The organism is Wukongibacter baidiensis, from assembly GCF_050888315.1.
In the GTDB taxonomy this organism is placed as follows: Bacteria; Bacillota; Clostridia; order Peptostreptococcales; family Caminicellaceae; genus Wukongibacter; species Wukongibacter baidiensis.
The window spans coordinates 3,644,164-3,662,315 of the sequence record NZ_CP138202.1 but is presented as its reverse complement, the minus strand read 5'-3'; the positions used below and the strand labels follow the sequence as shown (position 1 = coordinate 3,662,315).

19 protein-coding genes and 1 other annotated feature are annotated in these 18,152 nt (G+C 33.0%); of the genes, 6 read left to right on the top strand and 13 right to left on the bottom strand.

Going from position 1 to position 18,152, the window contains the following annotated elements; genetic code table 11:
* The 4 genes from R9X47_RS16505 to R9X47_RS16490 all read left to right on the top strand — a co-directional run bounded on the left by R9X47_RS16505 (position 1) and on the right by R9X47_RS16490 (position 2,995).
* Positions 1–573 carry an indolepyruvate oxidoreductase subunit beta gene (locus tag R9X47_RS16505; protein WP_432662154.1) on the top strand — a complete coding sequence of 191 codons (573 nt, stop codon included), beginning with the start codon at positions 1–3 and terminating at the stop codon, positions 571–573.
* A gap of 36 nt (positions 574–609) precedes the next feature.
* Entirely contained in the window at positions 610–1,017 is a 408-nt protein-coding gene (locus tag R9X47_RS16500; RefSeq protein WP_432662153.1) for a hypothetical protein, read from the top strand.
* Positions 1,018–1,256: 239 nt separating this feature from the next.
* Positions 1,257–2,555, top strand: coding sequence for a phenylacetate--CoA ligase family protein (locus R9X47_RS16495; RefSeq protein WP_432662152.1), 1,299 nt, complete (start codon positions 1,257–1,259; stop codon positions 2,553–2,555).
* Positions 2,556–2,569: 14 nt separating this feature from the next.
* The gene (locus R9X47_RS16490) at positions 2,570–2,995 is read left to right on the top strand and encodes a hypothetical protein (protein WP_432662151.1); all 426 of its coding nucleotides are present in this window, start codon (positions 2,570–2,572) and stop codon (positions 2,993–2,995) included.
* Positions 2,996–3,173: 178 nt separating this feature from the next.
* Here the strand turns inward: R9X47_RS16490 and R9X47_RS16485 are convergent, their stop codons facing one another.
* The 4 genes from R9X47_RS16485 to serS form a co-directional block, all read right to left on the bottom strand.
* Complete coding sequence (locus tag R9X47_RS16485; RefSeq protein ID WP_432662150.1) at positions 3,174–4,736, bottom strand: histidine kinase dimerization/phospho-acceptor domain-containing protein; 1,563 nt, start codon at positions 4,734–4,736, stop codon at positions 3,174–3,176.
* Positions 4,726–5,403, bottom strand: a complete 678-nt coding sequence (locus R9X47_RS16480) for a response regulator transcription factor (protein ID WP_432662149.1) — start codon at positions 5,401–5,403, stop codon at positions 4,726–4,728. Before R9X47_RS16480 ends, R9X47_RS16485 begins: the two co-directional genes overlap by 11 nt.
* A gap of 380 nt (positions 5,404–5,783) precedes the next feature.
* Positions 5,784–6,635 carry a hypothetical protein gene (locus R9X47_RS16475; protein ID WP_432662148.1) on the bottom strand — a complete coding sequence of 284 codons (852 nt, stop codon included), beginning with the start codon at positions 6,633–6,635 and terminating at the stop codon, positions 5,784–5,786.
* Positions 6,636–6,801: 166 nt separating this feature from the next.
* Complete coding sequence (gene serS / locus R9X47_RS16470; RefSeq protein WP_432662147.1) at positions 6,802–8,079, bottom strand: serine--tRNA ligase; 1,278 nt, start codon at positions 8,077–8,079, stop codon at positions 6,802–6,804.
* 107 nt (positions 8,080–8,186) lie between these two features.
* Positions 8,187–8,445, bottom strand: a binding site (T-box leader).
* A 200-nt stretch (positions 8,446–8,645) separates the two neighbouring features.
* Here serS and R9X47_RS16465 point away from each other — a divergent pair.
* Positions 8,646–9,671 (top strand): branched-chain amino acid aminotransferase, encoded by a 1,026-nt coding sequence (locus tag R9X47_RS16465; protein WP_432662146.1) that lies wholly within the window; start codon positions 8,646–8,648, stop codon positions 9,669–9,671.
* A gap of 85 nt (positions 9,672–9,756) precedes the next feature.
* Here R9X47_RS16465 and R9X47_RS16460 read toward each other — a convergent pair whose 3' ends face one another.
* Both R9X47_RS16460 and R9X47_RS16455 read right to left on the bottom strand, forming a co-directional pair.
* Positions 9,757–10,134 carry a RidA family protein gene (locus tag R9X47_RS16460; RefSeq protein ID WP_432662145.1) on the bottom strand — a complete coding sequence of 126 codons (378 nt, stop codon included), beginning with the start codon at positions 10,132–10,134 and terminating at the stop codon, positions 9,757–9,759.
* A gap of 66 nt (positions 10,135–10,200) precedes the next feature.
* Positions 10,201–11,538 carry a serine dehydratase subunit alpha family protein gene (locus tag R9X47_RS16455; protein WP_432662144.1) on the bottom strand — a complete coding sequence of 446 codons (1,338 nt, stop codon included), beginning with the start codon at positions 11,536–11,538 and terminating at the stop codon, positions 10,201–10,203.
* 267 nt (positions 11,539–11,805) lie between these two features.
* On the opposite strand from R9X47_RS16455, the gene R9X47_RS16450 reads away from it, so the two are divergent.
* Positions 11,806–12,012: a hypothetical protein gene (locus tag R9X47_RS16450; protein ID WP_432662143.1), complete on the top strand. Its 207-nt coding sequence runs from the start codon at positions 11,806–11,808 to the stop codon at positions 12,010–12,012.
* A 260-nt stretch (positions 12,013–12,272) separates the two neighbouring features.
* On the opposite strand, the gene R9X47_RS16445 is transcribed toward R9X47_RS16450, so the two are convergent.
* The 7 genes from R9X47_RS16445 to murI all read right to left on the bottom strand — a co-directional run bounded on the left by R9X47_RS16445 (position 12,273) and on the right by murI (position 18,025).
* Positions 12,273–14,063 (bottom strand): ATP-binding protein, encoded by a 1,791-nt coding sequence (locus R9X47_RS16445; protein WP_432662142.1) that lies wholly within the window; start codon positions 14,061–14,063, stop codon positions 12,273–12,275.
* Complete coding sequence (locus R9X47_RS16440; RefSeq protein WP_432662141.1) at positions 14,063–14,740, bottom strand: response regulator transcription factor; 678 nt, start codon at positions 14,738–14,740, stop codon at positions 14,063–14,065. The genes R9X47_RS16445 and R9X47_RS16440 overlap by 1 nt, the downstream gene beginning before the upstream one ends.
* 154 nt (positions 14,741–14,894) lie before the next feature.
* The gene (locus tag R9X47_RS16435) at positions 14,895–15,995 is read right to left on the bottom strand and encodes a hypothetical protein (RefSeq protein WP_432662140.1); all 1,101 of its coding nucleotides are present in this window, start codon (positions 15,993–15,995) and stop codon (positions 14,895–14,897) included.
* Positions 15,996–16,194: 199 nt separating this feature from the next.
* The gene (locus tag R9X47_RS16430) at positions 16,195–16,440 is read right to left on the bottom strand and encodes a hypothetical protein (protein WP_432662139.1); all 246 of its coding nucleotides are present in this window, start codon (positions 16,438–16,440) and stop codon (positions 16,195–16,197) included.
* 16 nt (positions 16,441–16,456) lie between these two features.
* The gene (locus R9X47_RS16425; protein WP_432662138.1) at positions 16,457–16,684 is read right to left on the bottom strand and encodes a carboxymuconolactone decarboxylase family protein; all 228 of its coding nucleotides are present in this window, start codon (positions 16,682–16,684) and stop codon (positions 16,457–16,459) included.
* Positions 16,685–16,744: 60 nt separating this feature from the next.
* Positions 16,745–16,987: a carboxymuconolactone decarboxylase family protein gene (locus R9X47_RS16420; RefSeq protein WP_432662137.1), complete on the bottom strand. Its 243-nt coding sequence runs from the start codon at positions 16,985–16,987 to the stop codon at positions 16,745–16,747.
* Between the two features lie 240 nt (positions 16,988–17,227).
* Positions 17,228–18,025 (bottom strand): glutamate racemase, encoded by a 798-nt coding sequence (gene murI / locus R9X47_RS16415; protein WP_432662136.1) that lies wholly within the window; start codon positions 18,023–18,025, stop codon positions 17,228–17,230.
* Positions 18,026–18,152 lie beyond the last annotated feature (127 nt).

The window sequence follows — 18,152 nt, the reverse complement described above, 5'->3', positions numbered from 1 at the left end:
ATGGCAACTAAAAATATATTAATAGTTGGAGTTGGAGGTCAAGGAACTTTATTGACAAGTAGGGTTCTTGGAAATTTAGCACTGGACCTTGGAAAGGATGTAAAGCTTTCGGAGGTACATGGTATGGCTCAAAGAGGTGGTAGTGTTGTTACCCATGTCAAGTTTGGAGATAAGGTATATTCACCTTTAGTTGAGGTTGGAGAAGCAGACATAGTTATGGCCTTTGAAAAACTGGAAGCCATACGTTGGATTCAATATCTAAAAGATGATGGAGAGTTAATAGTTAATAATCAAGCTATTAAACCTATGCCGGTCATAACTGGAACACAGAAATATCCAGATAAAATTATTGAAAGATTAAAGAATCTCACTAATAGCATACATACAGTTGATGCTTTATCGGTTGCAAGGGAAATAGGAAATATCAGAATCGTAAACACCGTTTTAGTTGGAGCTCTCGCTAAGAAAATGGATATTGCGAAAGAACATTGGATTAAGGCCCTAAAGAAAACCGTTCCTGAGAAAACTATAGATATTAATCTTACAGCCTTCGAAATAGGTTACAACATGTAAAGATAATTACTCTAAGTAAAGGGGTGAGTTATAAAGGTGAAGCAGATTTCCATATTCATTCAGAATAAAAGGGGAAGGCTGACTGAAATTACAAAGGTCTTATCCGAAAATAATATAAACATCTGTGGTACCTGTTTAGCGGATACTACAGAGTATGGAATTTTAAGAATGGTCGTTGACAAACCTGAGTTGGCTGCAAAGGTAATCGTAGAGTGTGGGTACACAGTAAATCTTTCAGAGATTTTAGCAGTTGAAATTTCAGATGCACCTGGAGAATTATATAAGATTCTAGATTTATTAGATCATGAGGAAATAGGAATTGAATATCTTTACTCCTATGTTAGTGCAATAACTCAAAATGCCTTAATCTATTTTAAGACAAATGATCCTAAAAAAGCCTTTGAGATTCTAAGCAACGCCAACTATAAACTATTAACGCAATAGGATGAATTTTAAGGGGATGTCTCAGAATGGCGAATTTCTGCGTTATTTGAAATGTTCACCGACTTGGCACGTACGTTAGTACTAGCCAAACCGCCTGAATTTCAAAACCTTGAACTTCACTCATTCTGAAACATCTCGGGGCTGTGCTCATGAGAAACCTTTATGAGACAGCCCCTTTATAATAAGAGTACGAAATCTTAAAATATTAAATAATTTTGATGATAGTAGGTGAGAATAATATGATTTGGAATGAACGTTACGAGTGTATGAGTAGAGATGAAATGAGAGAGGTCCAAAGTGAAAGATTGAGAGAAATGATTGAAAGAGTCTATTACAATGTCCCTTTCTACAGGAAAAAAATGCAGGATTTAGGTATAGAGCCTGGAGATGTTAGGGGAATCGAAGATTTAGATAAGCTTCCATTTACAACAAAGCAGGATTTAAGAGACAATTATCCCTTTGGCTTATTCGCTGTTCCTAGAAGTGAAGTAGTTCGTGTCCATGCTTCTTCTGGTACAACAGGCGATCCGACAGTTGTGGGATATACTAGAAAGGATATTGGCACATGGTCAGAGGTTGTTGCAAGGACTCTTTATTCCTGTGGGGTCTCCCGGGAAGATGTTATTCAAGTGGCCTATGGCTATGGCCTATTTACTGGAGGTCTTGGAGTTCATTATGGTAGTGAACGAATAGGAGCAACTGTAGTACCAATCTCCGGAGGTAACACAAAGAAACAAATCAAGCTACTAAAGGACTTCGAAACAACGGTGCTTGCCTGTACCCCTTCATACTCCCTGTATATATCTGAGGTCCTTGAAGAGATGAATATTGATCCAGAGGATTTACCTCTTCGGGTAGGAATTTTTGGTGCAGAACCTTGGACCAATAACATGAGAAAAGAAATTGAAGAAAAGTTAAAGATTAAAGCCTTCGATATCTATGGTTTAAGTGAAATAATAGGTCCAGGTGTTGCCTGCGAGTGCGAACATCAAACTGGCCTACATGTTATCGAGGATCATTTTATTCCTGAAGTAGTTGATAAGGATACCCTTAAACCCCTAGGATATGAGGAAAAGGGTGAGTTAGTATTTACAACGGTAACAAAAGAAGCTTTACCATTAATTAGATATAGAACAAAGGATTTAACCATATTACACCCTGACAAATGCTCCTGCGGAAGAACCAGCGTAAGAATGGAAAAGGTTACCGGTCGTACAGATGATATGCTAATTATCCGTGGTGTAAATATATTCCCTTCACAGATAGAAAGTATTCTATTAGAAATGGGAGAAACCAAGCCTCATTATATGTTAATAGTTGATAGAGTTAATAATCTAGATACATTAGAGGTATGGATAGAAATAAATGAAGAATATTTTTCCGATAAAATCAAGAAATTACAATCCTTATCCATGAAAATTAAGCATACAATTGAAAGTACTCTAGGTGTTAGTGTAAAGGTAAAGCTTGTTGAGCCTAAGACTATCCAAAGAAGTGAAGGAAAAGCTCAGAGAGTCATTGATAAGAGAAAGAAATAGAAAGGGGTATGGTTATGATTATTAAGCAGTTATCAATATTTTTGGAAAATAAGGCCGGCAGATTAACTGAGGTTACTGAAATCCTTGCCGCTGAAGAGATCAATATTGCAGCTCTATGTATTGCAGAAACATCAGATTATGGAATACTGCGTTTAATTGTTAATGACCCCGATAAAGCTGTTAAAGCTTTAAAGGAAAAGGGATGTTCCGTTAGCTTAACCGACGTTCTTTGTATACTAATCCCCCATGAGATAGGGGCTTTAGCAGATGCCGCTAAAAAGCTTTCTGACAACAATATAAGCGTTGAGTATATGTATGCCTTTGCTATGGGAGACAAGACGCCTGTAATAATCCGTGTAGAAGAGATTGATAGAGCAAATGAGATTATTGGAAAGCTTGGAATCCAGCAGATTAGTACTGAGGATATATATAGATTATAGGTTATAGCCGTCCAAAAATAGCATAAAGTGGGGGTGTCTCAGAATGGCGAATTTCTGCGTTATTTGAAATGTTCACCGACTTGGCACGTACGTTAGTACTAGCCAAACCGTTGAAATTTCAAAAACCTTGAACTTCACTCATTCTGAAACACCCCGGGGCTATACTCATAAGAGACATTTATGAGATAGCCCTTTTTTCAATTTCTATATAAAAAGATACACCTTGTTCCTCATTTTTAGCATATATTTCGCCATTATTAATTTTTAGAAGTCTATTTACTATATAGAGGCCTAAGCCGCTTTGACCCCTCTTACCTTTTTTAAATAATTTAAATATATCTCCTATATTTATAATACTTTCACCGTCATTATAGAATGTTAAATATATTTTTTCAAAATCTTCCTTTAGAGATATTTTTATTAAGGTTTTTGCATATCTAATTTGATTTTCTACAATGTTCTCTATGATAATTTTTATATGATCATGGTTTGCATGTATATAAATATCGTCTATATCTAATCTAGTTTCTATTTCTTCCAGTTTAAAGGAAAAATTATCTATAACTTCTTCTATTAACTCCTTAATATTTATGTTTTCTTTATTTGCAATCTCACTATCTAAATAGTCTAGTCTTTGTATATATAGTAGGTTGTAAACTAGTTTTTCTAGCCTACCACACTCTTCATCTATGATCTCCAGACTTGCATCTAAGCTACCCTTTGGATATAAACCTTTTTTAAGGGCCTCTACATAGCTTTTTACTATCATTATTGGAGTTTTTAGTTCATGTGATATGGAATGAAGCTTAAATCTCTGTTCTTTATCATATTCAAAAAGCTCTCTACGCATTTTTTCAATTGAGTTTGCTAGAGATCCTATTTCATCATCTCTATCCATTATCTTCATGGGGTTATCTAGCTCTCTGTTGGAAATTTTATTAACATTATTAGTTAACTCCATTAAAGGCCCGGTTAGATGTTTTGACAAATAGAATGAAAATAAAAACAAAATTATGATTACTATGATAAATCCAAAGCCTATCTGGATAAATAAATTTTTTTCAAGGGTATCATCCTTTGCCTCCCACTTGAAAGATACTTTATATAGGTAGGTCGGTATATTGGATGTTCTATCTTTAATGACTCCTATAGTACCTTCACTAGTTATTTGATTATTAATGACTTTTCTAATATCTTCCTTAACAATTTTACCTTTAATAATTTCATCAATAATATCTTTTGTTTCTTTTCCAGTGACTCTAGTATAATTTAAAACCATTCCCTTATCCCTAATAATTCTTGTAAAAGTACTTTTTGTTTTAAATCCTGTATCATATTTATTTATTACATAAAATAATTTTCTTCCATCTATATCTACTTCATATCTCTTACTAGATTCTTTCTGCTTCTTTATGTTTTCTTCAACCTCTGATATTATGTCTTCAGCTACATTACTGTCTTTTATAGGTTTTCTTCTGTGAAGCTTGCCATCTTTGGTCTTAGTCCAATATATTTCCTCTATGCTTCTTTTATCTTGACTGTTACTTGCAATAAACTCATCGATATCTTCTATTCTCTTTTCAAATTCATCTTCATTTTTGTCTTCCATTGTTCTAAATATATCTTCGTAATAATAGTTTTTAAATGACTTAAACAACAAAAAAAACATAAATATGGAAAAAATAGTGATTACCAAAATAAAGGATACCATTAATCTAAAATTTAAAGATTTAGTCCTCACTGGCACACCACCTATACCCATAACCATATATTGTTTCTAGTCTAAGTTTTGGAAGCTTCTTTCTTATTCTTCTAACCAAATCATCGACTACCCTATCGCTGCCAAAATAATCTTTCCCCCATACTCTTTCTAAAATATATTCTCTTGATAATGCATTGTCTCTATTTTCAACCATAGTACATAGTAGATCAAACTCTCTAGAAGTAAAGTCAATTTTTGTATTGCCCCTATAAACTATTCTCTTACTGAAATCTATGGTATATGTATTATTTACCAATAGTTTTTTATTTTTAATTCTCTGTTTATTATATACTCGCTCTAAAAGCTTTCCAACCCTTATTACTAGTTCTATAGGTAAAAAAGGCTTTGCTATATAATCATCACTTCCCATTCTTAATCCTACTATTTTATCTAAATCCTTGTCTCTAGCAGATATAAAAATTACAGGGGTATCATAGTTATGTGCCTTTATCTTCTTAATAAGTTCATATCCATCCATATCAGGCAGCATAATGTCTAGTATCCATAAATCAGCTCCTTCATGAATACTTTTTTCTGCTTCTAATCCCTCGACAAAGCTTTTAACCTCATATCCCTCATTTTCTAAATAGAAAACAAGTATATCATTTAAGTTTTGTTCATCCTCTACGAGAAAAACTTTATACATTACAATCTTCCCTTTCAAGTTATAATGACTCTAGCTAAACTAATTAGTGGAAATATACTTAACTAACTCATTTTATTACTAGTATCTCCAAGAAATAATCTATAATAGAATTATAAATCATACTACATAATTATTGTTAGGTATTTATAAAGATATATTTAAACGGGGTAAAAAGACCTGCTCACTTTAAAATAAACTAGGTCTTTTTATAATGCCTATAAGTATTGTTAGTGTAAATTTAGAGGATTTCTTCCACATCACTTGATTAATTATATTTTATATTCCCAACTCCGATATTCTTTATTCTACCCCATTAATATTACAAAGAGCTGCAGCATTTCTTTTATATCTAGCATAGTTTTGTTACTACAAATCTACACTTAATTGTCCAGTTCTTCAAGTTTTTCTTCTATTAAAGTCTTTCTTGCTTCATATCTTTCCTCATCTATCTTTCCTTCTTCATAGGCTTCTTCTAACTTTTCTAATAATAGTTCCAATTTTTCCTTCATTTGCTCTGGATCTAGATTTCTTTGACTCAATCCTTTTGCTTTTATAAACGAGTAATCTCCATTTTCGATCTTCTCAATATTTTCTTCTATTGCAGCCTTTTTTGCTTCGTATTTTTCCTCATCTATTTTTCCTTCTTCATAGGCTTCTTCTAATCTTTCTAATGCATTTTCTAATCTTTCCTTCATTTGCTCTGGATCTAAGTTTCTTTGACTTATTACCTTTGTCTGCATAAAAGAGTAATCACCATTTTCGATCTTCTCAATGTTTTCTTCCATTGCAGCCTTTCTTGCTTCGTATTTTTCCTCATCTATCTTTCCTTCTTCATAGGCTTCTTCTAACCTTTCTAATGCATTTTCTAATCTTTCCTTCATTTGCTCTGGGTCTAATTTTTTTAGACCTGTTGGCTTTGCTTCCATAAATGAATAATCTCCATTTTCAATTTTTTCAAGCTTTTCTTCTATGTTCGCTTTAGCTGCTTCGTATCTTTCCTCATCTATTTTTCCTTCTTCATACGCATTTTCTAACTTTTCTAATGACTTCTCTAACATTTCTTTCATTTGATCTGGGTCCATTTTTTGCATAGAAAAGTACCTTTGAATTCCTGATGATACATTCTTCCCTCTTGGTGCTTCTACTACCTCATTAGCAAAAGCTGGTATACATAGATTTAATGCTACAACTGCTCCAAGTGCTAAAACCTTTAGATTTTTTTTCATTTTCATTTTATGTACCTCCAGTTTATTATTTTTTTGTGGAAAGCTTTCCTAACTTCTGACTTTATTATAAAGGTTAGATGTAGTAGAAATATCACAAGAATATGTGAAATTGTAAAAAAGAACTCAAAAAAATAAAACTGGGAAATCTCCCAGTTTTATTTTTTCATATATACTATTTAGTTATCTTCTCTAATCCACCCATATAAGGTCTTAAAGCTTTTGGAATAACTACAGATCCATCTTCCTGCTGATAGTTTTCAAGAATTGCAGATAATGTTCTTCCAACTGCAAGGGCTGATCCATTTAATGTGTGAACATACTGAGCCTTACCCTTTGGCTCCGGTCTAAATCTTATATTGGCTCTTCTTGCTTGGTAATCTTCAAAGTTACTACAAGAAGAAATCTCTAAGTATCTATCGTAGCTTGGCATCCAAACTTCAATATCATAGGTCATAGCTGAGCTAAATCCTAAATCTCCACCACAAAGTCTTACAACTCTATAAGGCAGCTCTAATCTCTTTAAAATCTCTTCTGCTTCTGTCACCAGCTTTTCTAACTCATTGTATGAATCCTCTGGTCTAGCAAACTTAACTAGCTCAACCTTGTTAAATTGATGCTGACGAATAAGCCCTCTTGTATCTCTACCTGCAGACCCAGCTTCCTTTCTAAAACAGGGTGTAAAGGCTGTATGATAGATTGGAAGCGTATCTCCATCCAATATTTCATCCATATATAAGTTAGTTAGCGGCACCTCTGCAGTAGGTATTAGAAAATAATCCTTACTTGGCAGATGGAACATATCATCTTCAAACTTTGGAAGCTGACCAGTTCCTGTCATACTATTTCTATTTACCATGAACGGAGGTAAGATCTCTTCATATCCATGATCTCCAGTATGAATATCAAGCATAAAGTTTATAAGGGCTCTTTCAAGCTTTGCACCTACTCCTCTATATACGGTGAATCTTGATCCTGTAATTTTAGAAGCCCTTTCAAAATCTAGTATTCCTAGGTCGACTCCTACATCCCAGTGAGCCTTTTTTTCAAATTCAAATTCTGTAGGCTCTCCCCAGGTTCTAACTAGTTCATTATCCTCATCACTATTACCAACCGGAGTATCATGACGCGGTGCGTTTGGAATTCCTAGAAGCGTCATCTTGATTTCTTCGTCTATTTCTTTTAATTTAGTATCTAGACCCTTTATTGTCTCTGATAGTTCCTTCATTTCAGCAAGTACAGCTGTAGCATCCTTACCTTCTTTTTTAAGCTTTGGTATTTCCTTAGAAACTGTTTTTTGCCTATTCTTCATTTGCTCAACTTCTGCTATTATCTTTCTTCTCTCTTCATCAAGCTTAATTACTTCACCTATTCCAAAATCACCCTTAGTTCTCTTTTCAATAAGTTCTTTTACCTCATCAAAATCATTTCTTATTCTTTTAATATCTAACACCTTTGTAACCTCCTTTTATATCTTTAAATATTTTTAAATCCTTACTTTTAACTTCAGATTTCTCTTTGAGAAGTACTCATAACGATAAAAAAATCCTCCTGTCCCCATATAGGGACGGAAGGATTTATTCCGCGTTGCCACCCTGATTGACTATACTAGTCCACTCATAGGGTTATTTTTTTTAATAACCCTTAGCACATTAACGGATGCTAACCGATTAAACCTACTATAGTCTTGCGACTTCTATAAATAACCTTCAGTTTAACAACTCTAGGATGGATTCAACAGGTAATTATATCGACTTCCACCAACCGTCGACTCTCTTAAAAAATTATCCTATTTACTAATTCCCGTCATAGTCATTAAAATAATATATACTATAATTGTCTCATACTATATTTTCAGTAATTTTAGCATAATTTATTACATTTTTCAAGGGAAATTTTATTATTTTCTAACAAAAATATAATATTTATACATTATAGCATGAAAAGGCCTATGAAACATTAACCATCTATATTATAATTTTGAATATACGCTATTTATTATATTCTAGGAGGGATTGTATGAAAAATACTGTTAATATCGATTGGAGTACACTTGGTTTTAATTACATTAAAACAGATCTCCGTTATGTATCAAGATGGAAGGATGGAAAGTGGGATGAAGGAACATTAACAGAAGACAACAAGCTTTCTATTAGTGAGGCTTCAACAGCACTTCATTATGGACAACAATGTTTTGAAGGATTAAAGGCTTACCGCACAAAAGATGGTAAAATCCAACTTTTTAGACCTGATCAAAATGCTAAGCGTTTAAATAATAGCTGTAAGCGTATATTAATGCCAGAAGTACCAGAAGAAAAATTTATCGATGCTTGTATTCAAGTTGTTAAGGCTAATGAAGCCTATGTTCCTCCATATGGAACTGGAGCAACTCTTTATCTAAGACCCTTTGTTATAGGTGTTGGAGATAATGTTGGAGTAAAACCAGCTCCTGAGTACATATTCTGCATATTCTGTGTTCCAGTTGGACCTTATTTTAAGGGTGGAATGAGTCCTGTAAACTTTACTATTTCTGAATATGATAGAGCTGCACCATTTGGTACAGGAGCAGCAAAGGTTGGAGGAAACTATGCAGCAAGTCTTTATGCCCATGAAGTAGCTGTAAAAAAAGGCTTTGCAGATTGTATCTATCTTGATCCAAAGACTCATACTAAGATAGAAGAAGTTGGAGCTGCTAATTTCTTTGGTATTACAAATGATAATGAATTTGTAACTCCAGATTCACCATCTATTCTTCCTAGTATAACAAAGTACTCCTTAATGCATATTGCTGAAAATTATTTAGATATGAAAGTATCAGAAAGAGATGTTTTAATAGATAATCTAGATGAATTCAAAGAAGCTGGTGCATGTGGAACTGCTGCTGTAATAACTCCTATTGGAGGTATTGAATATAAAGGAAATCTTCATGTTTTCCATAGTGAAACAGAGGTAGGACCTGTTACTAAAAAGCTTTATGATACTCTTTATGGAGTTCAATTTGGAGACGTTGAGGCTCCAGAGGGATGGATCGTTGAAGTAAAATAATAGTAACTTTATTCTAAACTCGGTTTTAAAAAAGGGTGAATCTAATTATAGTTAGACTCACCCTTTGTTTTTTAGTGTTATTATATTAAACTGTTGCTATTGCTTCTATCTCAACTAAGGCATCCTTAGGCAATCTTGCAACTTCTACAGCACTCCTACCAGGATAGTTTTCAGTAAAGAACTCTTTATATACCTCGTTCATTTTTGCAAAGTTATTCATATCGCTTAAGAATACAGTAGTTTTAAATACTTTACTCATATCACTTCCAGCTTCCTCAATTATTGCCTTTACATTCTCTAATGACTTTCTAGTTTGTTCCTCGATAGTATCTGGCATCTCACCTGTTTTTATATCTATCGGTAATTGACCGGAAGTATAAATCATGTTGTTAACTTTTACTCCTTGAGAGTAAGGTCCTATAGCCGCTGGGGCATTTTTTGTACTAATAGTTTCTTTTTTCATGTAAAACACTCCTTATATATTATAGTTTTTTTAATCTTTATCATTATTAGTAAAGTTACTCTATCACTACGCAATACTATTTTGCTTATTTGAATAATCTAAATTAGTATTTGACTTTGCTTGCATTTCCTTCATAACCCTTAATATTACTTCATCGGCAGTATTCATTCCTTTATCTGATAATGTTCCTAGGTTCTTTATTGTCTCCTCTGCCGTTTCAGCTACAATACCATTCTGCGAAGGCACAATATTGTTACCTATAGCTAATAGAGCTGATTGAACGGCAGCCGACGCAGATGTAGCAAGCTTTAATGCACATCCCACCTTTGCACCATCACAGATCATTCCACTTGTATTTGCAAGCATATTTTTTATTACACCATCTATCTGTTCATCATTTGCACCCATTAACCAAGCTATACCTACAGCCGAACCAGTTCCAGCAGCAACTCCACAACCACATAGAGCAGATAATCTACCTATATAGTACTTTATATAACTATTGATAATATGACTTATTGCTAAAGCTCTAGCTATCTTTTCATCCTCTGGCTGAAACTTTTCTTTATAGGCTACTATAGGTAATATTACTGTTAATCCATTATTTCCACTTCCATTACTGCTCATAACTGGCAGACTTACCCCAGACATACGTGCATCTGAAGCTGCTGCTGTTAGCATCATTGCCTGATTCATTAGGTCGTTGGATAGTATACCCTTTTCTATATTGTCTAGGAAGGTAAAGCCTACTCCTATTCCAGTATTTTGCTTTAGTCCAGTTTGTGCTATCTTCTCATTCATTTCTAAGCCATCTAACATAAACTTTATGTCTTCATATGGTACTTGCTCTATCTCATGAATAATTTCTCTTATTTTTAAATTATATATTGCATTTTTATCATCTACTGCCTGTGCATTTTCTTCCTTTTCATCTAATATTACTTCTCCTTGCTTTTCCAAATACACAAATCTATTATGTTTACCCTTTATAACTACCTTAGAAGAACCTCCATCGGTGAAAAGCTCTACCTCAATATAAATCTTCTCCTTTGTAGCTTTAATATCTAAGGATAATTTTCCACTTTCTAATAGGTCCTTTGCAACTTTCACATCATTTGGCTCTATTCCTTCCAATACCTTCAGGTCCTTTTCGCTTTTTCCACCTATAAGACCTAGTGCTGCTGCAATATAAAGTCCTACTTCTTCTGTATTTGGTATTCCTACAGCCAAACCATTTTTATATATGTTAGGGCTAACAAAAACCTGAACTCTATCTATCTCTTGAAAATCTATTAATTCCTTAGCCTTCGCACCTGCTAAAGCCACAGCAACTGGCTCTGTACAACCCATAGCAGGAACAACTTCCTCCTTAAGAGCTTTAACAATAAGATTTCTTAATTCCACAATCCCACTCCCCTTTAATATTCTTCTGAAAATAATCATTGCAACAATCGTGCCAAAGCTAAATCATTGAAAAATACTTATTTTTAGTTTTGACTTGTCTCAAAATGAGAAATCACAAAGAGAAACAGTCTCAAAATAAGATTTTTATCTCTTTTTGAGACTGTTTTTTGCTTTGTCTTGAATCAACTAAAACATATTCTCCATGTATACTTTTTTGTTTTGAGGAGATAATTAAAATATACATATAATTAAATGGGGGTCGATAATATGAACAGCTTTAATAAAATTGATATCTACGCAAAAATTGGAGATTTAAAGGAAATAGATTATAGAAATACCCTTGCTATAGCAAGCCTCATTGAGCTTTTAGTGGAAAAAGGGGTATTTACTAGAAATGAATTTGCTCGTAAGGCCTATGTCTTAGACAATATGAGTACAGATGAATTGAAAGATTTAAGATCTTTAACTAGATAGATTTAACCTTACTTATTTAGTCAATTAAAGCCCCGATAGAATCGGGGCTTTCAGATTGTAGACAAAGTCTACAAGATGACAGACTGCCCGGAAAGCTGAAGTTCGAGGCGTGATGAAAGCAAGAGACCGCAGCGTATACAGACATACGTAAGGGTTCTTGCTTGAGGCAACAACGAAGAAATTCGGGTTTCCGGGCAGTCTCAAAGCCCTGGTAGAATAGGGGCTTTATAAATTTCTAATAATAAATCATATCTATTTTTTTATAACAGCTCTATCTTAGGCAACGAAAAATAAAACTCTACTCCATCTTCAGTATTCCTCACTCCATAATTACTATCATGTAGTTCTAATATATTCTTTACTATGGCTAAACCTAAACCTGTTCCTCCAGCTTGTCTTACTCTTGATTCTTCAATTCTATAAAATCTATCCCATATCCTATTTATCTTTTCTTTAGATATACTTTCTCCGTTATTTTCAATAGACACATTTACTCTTTCGTCTTGAACAATTATTGAAAAAGTTATTGTTCCTTCATTATTTGTATGTCTTATTGCATTGCTAAGTAGGTTTACAATGACCTGCTCAATCCTCTTTCTATCGGCATGAACTGAAACATCTTCGCCTTCACATTGAAAAACAATGTTAATATTCTTACTTGCAATATGATTTTTAAATTTATCTATTACTTTTAAAAACAACTGATCTATGAAGAATTTTTCTTTAGTCAATCTATATGATTTAGATTCTAATTTAGAAAGATCCAACATATCTAGCACTAGATCTTCCATTTTTTCTACCTCATCTAATATTACGTCTAGATAGTATTCCTTCTTCTCTTCATAAATACCATCTTTGATTCCTTCTGCAAATCCTTTAATAATACCTAATGGAGTTTTTAGCTCATGGGATACACTAGACACGAATTCCTTTCTCATTTCCTCAAGTCTTTTCTCTTTTTCAATATCCTCTAATAGCTTTTCATTGGCTCCCTTTAATTCTTCTAAGCTATTACTTAAGTTTTTAGATAGAGTATTTAGACTCCTTGATAGGCTTCCTATTTCATCATCGGACTTCACTTCACAGTAGGATGAAAAATCTAGATCTGCCATTCTCTCTGCAACTTCATTCACCTTTACAAGGGGCTTTGATATCAATTTTGAGTATATAAAGGACAAAATTATTATAAATATTAAGGCTCCAATAGCCACATAGATATAGTAGTCCCTCATAATCTCATTCATCTCTCTTACTGCATTTAAGGAAGACATTACAAAAATTACTTCATCTACTTGATAATCCTTGATAGTTTGTTTTGCGATTATTATATTTTGTGTTCCCCTCATAGTATCTTCAAATATGTAGCTCATTAAACCCTCATCAAACCTTAATTCTCCTGACTCAACACTAAAGAGAAAATCATCTAAAGCTACTAAAAATACTTCCTCATCATAGTTCGCTATGCCGTTAATATTAGATGGTAGGTTTATCGCTTTGACTTTTCCAGTTATTTTATCTACGCTATTTATATCGGTTTCATATATATATATAATTTTATCTTCTTCAGCTACATCCTTAACATCTAATATAACTCCATTATTTTGGATTCTCAAAGGTACTAAAATTTTTCCTAATATATTCACACCTTCAATTGTTATATCGTCTCCGACATTTATATTTAAATCTTTTCTATCAAAGAACTGCAAGAAATTACTTAAGGGAATAATTATCTCTTCTCCCTTTGAATCTATAATTGTAATACTTACATAGTTCATATATTTAACTAATCTTTCTTCATTAAGGACAGCTATCTGTGCATCATTTTCCATTGAAAACAGTCTTATATTATTCTGTATACTTCTTTCATCCCATTTAGATCCCTTGTATTCTTGGCTAAATTCTTCAAGCCTTTCTACTAGTCTTTCAATTTTTCTACTCACAAAATAATCATCAAAAAATATTGTTTGTGTAGCCATGGCAGAACCTAAAAGAATCATAAGAAATATTGAAGTAATAACAAATAGTTTGAAAGTAATACTTTTTTTGCTCATTAATTCACCTCAAATTTATAACCGGCTTTGATTATGGTTCTAATGTACTTTGATCTATCTCCTAGCTTACTCCTAAGCTTCTTTATATGGGTGTCTACAGTTCTAAGGTCACCATAGTAATCATATCCCCAAATTCTGTTTAGTATGTTTTCCCTAGACAAAACTATTCCTTTGTTTTCAATCATATATACTAAAAGTTCATACTCCTTTGGTGCAAGATCAATTGTATTGTTATCTAGTCTAACGTTATATGACAGCTTGTTTATTTCAATAGCCCCGATTCTTATCATATTATCAGCCTTTTCCTTTGGTCCCCCTACTCTTTTTAATAGTATCTTGGCCTTAGCAACCAATACCTTTGGGCTAAAGGGCTTTGTTACATAATCATCGGCTCCTAGCTCATATCCCATAAGCATATCATCTTCTTCGGATCTAGCTGTCAGCATTATTATAGGCACATCAGAGGTTTTTCTTATCCTCCTACATACAGTCCATCCATCAAGCTTTGGAAGCATTATATCTAGGATAACTAATGAAATTTTACTCTCTTCAAAGATATCCATGGCTTCCTTTCCATCTACAGCTTCATAGATACTGAAGCCCTCTACCTTAAAGTAATCCGATACGATTTCCCTCAATCTAGGTTCATCTTCTACTAATAAAATATTTTTATTCATTAATAATCCACCTCTTAAATACATAGATATATGACTCAGAAATTTGAGTAAATTGAGCTTTATCTTCTCACATCTATAGAAGAATAATTTATTAAAGCAAAGCCCTCTACTTATTATTATACATAATAAATAGAGAGCTAAAAACTTATCTTTTTTACATTGCTTCTCTTATCTCTTCTCTCATCTTAACTAGCTCAGGAAATGAATATAGAAATAATACTTTTTTATCGGCAATGGTTTTTCCACGTGGCTTTTTTTCCGTAACAAAATGCATAAATGTTTCGGCAATATCTTCTCCAGGATTTGTGGCTGCATAGTCACTTACAAATCTTGCTTTATATTTTTCATAGAATTCTTCCTGTGCATCATAGTATTCATCATCATCCTCTATTTCCTCAATCTCTTCCCACTCGTCATATATTTCCTTCCAGAATTTTTGATAGAATTGGTTTAAATATGACTCCTTTTTTGTTACACCCTCCATTGTTACAAAGGTACTTTCATTATCTTTAGGTTCTCTAGCATCTATCTCATCACTATTCAAAGTTAATATGTGTCCAAATTCATGTATTATGGTATCAGTTAATTCCTTTTCGTTTAGTTTTCCATCATTTTTTATACCATCGACCATATCTACAGATATCATCCATTTAGAATTATCGCCCTCTTCTGTCATGGTCACATGGGCTAATGTTCCTTCTTTTCCATCTGTATTAATTTGAAAATGGGTAATAATTTTTAAATATTTTGATGGGACAATATCCTTTATTAATTCCCATATTTCCTTATGGTTTTTAGTATCTTTCTGAAGCTTCACATGTTCTTTCTCTTCAAGATCTGGCTCCTCCTGTGGAGTTGTCTTTCCATTCTTAACACTATAACTAATTATTAATGTACCTTCATCATCTTGATTTTCTTCATCTGTACCATTTTCAGGGTTTACTTCATCAAAGATATCTTGCAGTTCATCATTATCAAGATATTTAGATAATATATCCTCTATCTTCTGCCATTTACCTTGTAATTTTTCTTCTAAATCTACTATTTGCTTAAATAATTTTTTAAGATCCTTTTCATCATCTTTTTCAATATCCTCGATTTCCTCAATGAAATCAGTAAATTCACCAAGATAGTCTTCACCTACAGCTGATGATATATCTCTTATTTTTATGCTAGCTGTTTCAGCGAAAACAGGAGTACACAGCAAACTAAAAACTATTGTTAATGTTAAAATCGTTTTTAATATTTTTTTCATTATTTTCTCCCCCTCTTATTCTTTTTGTTTACAGCTAAATTGTATAATCTCTATGTGTATTCTTTGTGTCCTCCTATTGAACTTAAAATGAATATTTTCATATTCTAAAAAAAAAAAAATGGGACTGTCTCATGAAAGTTTCTCATGAGCACAGCCCCAGGGTGTTTCAGAACCAGTGAATTTCTGAAACATCCCCTTGTTATATAGTCCTTTTCAGTTTATTAAATACTTTCTTTTCTATTGCATCAATCTCTTTTTTCATTTTTCTAGGAGGAACATTAAACTTCTTAGATAGATCCTTTATCTTAATCGGACCATTTTCATCTAATCCAAATCTAAGTCGTATTAATTCCTCTTCTCTTTCATCTATATCGGAGCTTTCGCTTATTATTTGATTGATCTTTTCCTTTACAAGCTCCAAAGCTTCTGGACTAATACCTTCCATAACCTTAGGTCCTTTCTTACTTTGTTATTTCAGTTTGCAGAGCATTATTAAACTTGTTGAAATAATTAAATATACCTACTACAGATGCTATTTCAACTATCTCTCCATCATCAAAGTGCTTTTTCATATCATTATATAGTTCATCGGGAACATTGTTTGAATCCGTAGTCATTACCTCTGCGAATTCTAGCGCAACAAGTTCTTTTTCTGTGAAAAGCTCTGGGTTTTTAAGCTTATTTTCCATTTCCCTTATGGTATCGTCCGATACCCCTGCCCCTTTTGCTATGGCAGTATGAGATGAAAGTCAGTAAGCGCATTCATTCATCTGAGAGACTCTAACGGCTACCATTTCCTTTAACTTAAAATCTACAGTTCCTGTTTTTAGAACCATTCTAAAATGATCAAATGCTGTTTTTAAAAGCTTTGGTCTATAAGCAAGTGTTCTAAACATATTTGGAATATTTCCCCGTTCATTTAAAAAATCTTCAAAAATTTCCTTAGCTTCATTATCTACTTCATTAGGCTCTAAAGGTCTTATCCTAGGCATTTTTTTCACCCCTCAAAGTTTTATTTATTTGCTATTTATCTAAATTTTCTATGTCTACTTGAAGTCGTTTTCATAATATGACTTTGAATAAGATAAGAGGATAAATCTTCCTCTTTAACTCTTCCAATCACAAAAAGCGATTTGAAGAATGATAATATTTTTTTCATAGTGAGGCACCTTTCTATATATGTTGTAATATTTAGTATAACGAGTATTGTTTTTTATTCTATAGATTAAGGTTTAAAACTCTAGCTTTTCTAAACTAAATGTAAGAAGCTTCTTTGAGAGCTCTATTATTTCCTTATCTTCTTTAGAATTATATATATTCAGTTGTACTTCTTCCTCATCAATATTATTCAGTAATTTTTTCTTCTCTAATACATTCTTTAAATGTCTTGCGGTTCCTTCATTTCCATCAATAATCTGTACCTTGGCTCCCACAAACTCTCTAATACTATCCTTTAAAAATATGTAATGGGTACAACCTAGAACTATTGATGAAACCTGATCTATGCTTATCCCATCAAAACATTCTTTTATACTATCTTTGATGGTTTCACCTTCCATAATGCCCGATTCAATAAGTTCCACTAATTTAGGGCAAGGCAGCCTAACTATATCTTTTTCTTTACCATACTTGTTCATCAAAGCACTAAACTTCTTTTCCTTTAGAGTCATATCCGTGGCCATAACTACTATCTTACCCTTTGACTCAAGTGTTGTTGCTGGCTTTAAGGCTGGCTCCATACCAATTATAGGTATATCATATCTGCCTCGTAGATCATTTATTGCTGCACTAGTTGCTGTATTACAAGCTACAACAATAGCTTTTACTCCCATCTCAATAAAAAAGTCACATATATCTATACAAAGCTCCTTTACCTCTTCTGGAGATTTGATACCGTAAGGAGCATTTTCCGAATCTCCATAATATATATATTTTTCATTTGGCATAAGCTTAATAGCTTGGGCTAATACACTTATACCTCCCATACCGGAATCAAATATACCAATAGCAAGATTTTTATTATCCACCATATTCTACACCACCGCTTTAAAAAACTTATGATTATCTTCCTATTTTATATTTACTTTAAAATAAGTAAACTTTAACCTACTGTAAAGCCACTTATTTTAATTCATATCTCATTATTATATCACATCT

What these genes read in the sequence shown, in the direction of transcription:
- R9X47_RS16505 (WP_432662154.1), top strand. Translation starts at nt 1, where the DNA reads ATGGCAACTAAAAATATATTAATAGTTGGAGTTGGAGGTCAAGGAACT.
- R9X47_RS16495 (WP_432662152.1), top strand. Translation starts at nt 1,257, where the DNA reads ATGATTTGGAATGAACGTTACGAGTGTATGAGTAGAGATGAAATGAGA.
- R9X47_RS16490 (WP_432662151.1), top strand. Translation starts at nt 2,570, where the DNA reads ATGATTATTAAGCAGTTATCAATATTTTTGGAAAATAAGGCCGGCAGA.
- R9X47_RS16480 (WP_432662149.1), bottom strand. Translation starts at nt 5,403, where the DNA reads ATGTATAAAGTTTTTCTCGTAGAGGATGAACAAAACTTAAATGATATA.
- R9X47_RS16475 (WP_432662148.1), bottom strand. Translation starts at nt 6,635, where the DNA reads ATGAAAATGAAAAAAAATCTAAAGGTTTTAGCACTTGGAGCAGTTGTA.
- R9X47_RS16465 (WP_432662146.1), top strand. Translation starts at nt 8,646, where the DNA reads ATGAAAAATACTGTTAATATCGATTGGAGTACACTTGGTTTTAATTAC.
- R9X47_RS16460 (WP_432662145.1), bottom strand. Translation starts at nt 10,134, where the DNA reads ATGAAAAAAGAAACTATTAGTACAAAAAATGCCCCAGCGGCTATAGGA.
- R9X47_RS16450 (WP_432662143.1), top strand. Translation starts at nt 11,806, where the DNA reads ATGAACAGCTTTAATAAAATTGATATCTACGCAAAAATTGGAGATTTA.
- R9X47_RS16445 (WP_432662142.1), bottom strand. Translation starts at nt 14,063, where the DNA reads ATGAGCAAAAAAAGTATTACTTTCAAACTATTTGTTATTACTTCAATA.
- R9X47_RS16440 (WP_432662141.1), bottom strand. Translation starts at nt 14,740, where the DNA reads ATGAATAAAAATATTTTATTAGTAGAAGATGAACCTAGATTGAGGGAA.
- R9X47_RS16435 (WP_432662140.1), bottom strand. Translation starts at nt 15,995, where the DNA reads ATGAAAAAAATATTAAAAACGATTTTAACATTAACAATAGTTTTTAGT.
- R9X47_RS16430 (WP_432662139.1), bottom strand. Translation starts at nt 16,440, where the DNA reads ATGGAAGGTATTAGTCCAGAAGCTTTGGAGCTTGTAAAGGAAAAGATC.
- R9X47_RS16425 (WP_432662138.1), bottom strand. Translation starts at nt 16,684, where the DNA reads ATGGAAAATAAGCTTAAAAACCCAGAGCTTTTCACAGAAAAAGAACTT.
- R9X47_RS16420 (WP_432662137.1), bottom strand. Translation starts at nt 16,987, where the DNA reads ATGCCTAGGATAAGACCTTTAGAGCCTAATGAAGTAGATAATGAAGCT.
- murI (WP_432662136.1), bottom strand. Translation starts at nt 18,025, where the DNA reads ATGGTGGATAATAAAAATCTTGCTATTGGTATATTTGATTCCGGTATG.